Source organism: Myroides sp. 1354, assembly GCF_030324495.1.
In the GTDB taxonomy this organism is placed as follows: Bacteria; Bacteroidota; Bacteroidia; order Flavobacteriales; family Flavobacteriaceae; genus Flavobacterium.
Genome location: NZ_JACAGN010000028.1, coordinates 1 through 2,290, shown reverse-complemented (window position 1 = coordinate 2,290; position 2,290 = coordinate 1). Strand labels below are relative to the sequence as shown.

The window sequence follows — 2,290 nt, the reverse complement described above, 5'->3', positions numbered from 1 at the left end:
TCTAACTTACCTATCCAATCGCTTATCGATAATTCGATCAAAGTAATCTTGAATAAAGGCTTTACACTTCATTTCCAATTCTTCCATTTCTTTATTCTTATTTTTAATCAAATTATGCTCTAATCCCTTATCGTTTATTGCATAGAATCCAGTCACTTCTTTTCCATTAAAGCGAACGATATAATTTCCTTCTTGGTACGTATATTCATTTCCACCATAATTGATAGTAAATGGTTTTACGATGCTATCATTTAACAAGCTTCTTCCCCAACTTCTAAAGGGTTTATCATATCCAATCATATCCAACAACGTTGGGTAAATGTCAATCTGTTGTGCTAATTCTTTATTCACTCCTTTATAACGTTCATCAGCGGTATAGAACAAAATCGGAACGGCTGTACGATTCACTAATTTACGGTATTCATCGTAGTCAATTTGATTGGTATGGTCAGCTGTGATAACGAAAATCGTATTCTTGAACCAAGGTTCTTTACTACTTTCTTCGAAAAAGCGTTTAAAAGCATAATCTGTATAGCCCACCGTTTGGTGAATTTGTTGATTGCCTTTCGGAAATTTTCCTTTGTATTGTTCTGGAACATTAAATGGTTCATGAGAAGATACTGTAAACAAAGTTGCGAAGAATGGTCCTTTTTTCTCGTTTAGTGTTTTGCGCATATATTGAAAGAAAGGTTCATCCCAAATTCCCCAAGTACCATCAAAATCATCATCGTTATTATATTCTGTTTTTCCGTAATAGTGGTCATAACCCAAAATATTCCCAAAGCCCAAAAATCCCATGGAGCCATTCGGTGCACCGTGGAAAAAAGAGGTATCATATCCTTTTGACTTTAAAGTAGAAACCAAAGATTCAATTTTTTGTTTCGGGAAAGGTGAAGACGTAAAGGCATCTTTAAACGAAGGAATTCCTGCAATCACAGAAGACACACCGTGAATAGATTTATATCCATTGGCAAATGCATTAGGAAAAATTAAACTATGTTGAGCCAAGGAATCAATAAATGGCGTATAACTTTTAAAGTTAGGAATATTCATATCCTCATTAAAAGCGCCAATATATTCTCTGGCATAGCTTTCTGTGATGAATAATACAATATTTGGTCTAGATGGATCTGTTGAGTAGTATTGTTTTGTTCCACTTACATATTGATTTAATGTAGCTTCATCCATGTATTCTACTTTTTTGAAGCTCGTTTTTCCAATAGTTCGCAAAATAGCAAAAGGCGTATTCAACACAATATCCGCATGTTCAGGTTTTTCTACATGGCGATTGGCATCAATAATATTCAATGGTCGTGTCGTTTTCTTCAAGTCTCCACGTACACCAGCAATAAATCCAACGGCTACAATAACAAAAATCAAAGCACTAGAAATAAAGTAATTCTTCTTGCTTTCTAATTCCAATGGTTTGGTAAATTTTACGCGTTTGTATAAATACACCCATAAGGCACAAAGACCAATACACAAAGCAAATACATGCCAGTAGTTCACTAAAAAATTGAGAAACAACTGTCCTTTATTGGATTCGTGTTCTAAGCTATCAAATACAGCGATTGTCGTTCTGGCATAGATAAAACGATAGTAGATAAAATCGATAAAATTGGTAGCATAAGCTAATAGATTGGGAATAATATAGCTCCAAAACACTACTTTTTGATACCCTTTAGACGTACTTTTAAAGATAGGAATGATTGACAACAGAATGAACAATCCATTGACATAAAAAATAGCCATTCGATCAAAAGTCAATCCATGATATGCTAATTTCATAAATTGGCCTACCGAATCAACTGCAAGCAAATCACTGTTATACAGGTAGAATAAAACTCTAGCTATAAAGTAAAAAAAGAATGCTAAAAACAGTCGATAGGCGAATACCAACATTTCGTTTAATCTGAAGCGATTTGAAAGCATGATAGGTTTTTATTTTTAAAATTTGAATTACAAATTTAATTATTTCTAGGGCTTTAGCTACGGCCTAAGTCAATTCTTTTGCATTTTAGGCAGAAGATGGATGAAATAATGAGTTGATTGTCGTTTGTTGACTGTCGTTTGTTGACTGTCGTTGTTGACTGTCGTTGTTGACTGTCGTTGTTGACTGTCGTTGTTGACTGTCGTTGTTGACTGTCGTTGTTGACTGTCGTTGTTGACTGTCGTTGTTGACTGTCGTTGTTGACTGTCGTTGTTGACTGTCGTTGTTGACTGTCGTTGTTGACTGTCGTTGTTGACTGTCGTTGTTGACTGTCGTTGTTGACTGTCGTTGTTGACTGTC

The 2,290-nt window shown here is 34.9% G+C and carries 2 protein-coding genes; both read right to left on the bottom strand.

Annotated features, from left to right (window positions below; translation table 11 throughout):
- Positions 1–6 precede the first annotated feature (6 nt).
- Positions 7–1,932 (bottom strand): LTA synthase family protein, encoded by a 1,926-nt coding sequence (locus HX004_RS17220; protein ID WP_286444034.1) that lies wholly within the window; start codon positions 1,930–1,932, stop codon positions 7–9.
- Positions 1,933–2,017: 85 nt separating this feature from the next.
- The coding region (locus HX004_RS17215) for a hypothetical protein (RefSeq protein ID WP_286444033.1) at positions 2,018–2,290 on the bottom strand (273 nt) is incomplete at its 5' end.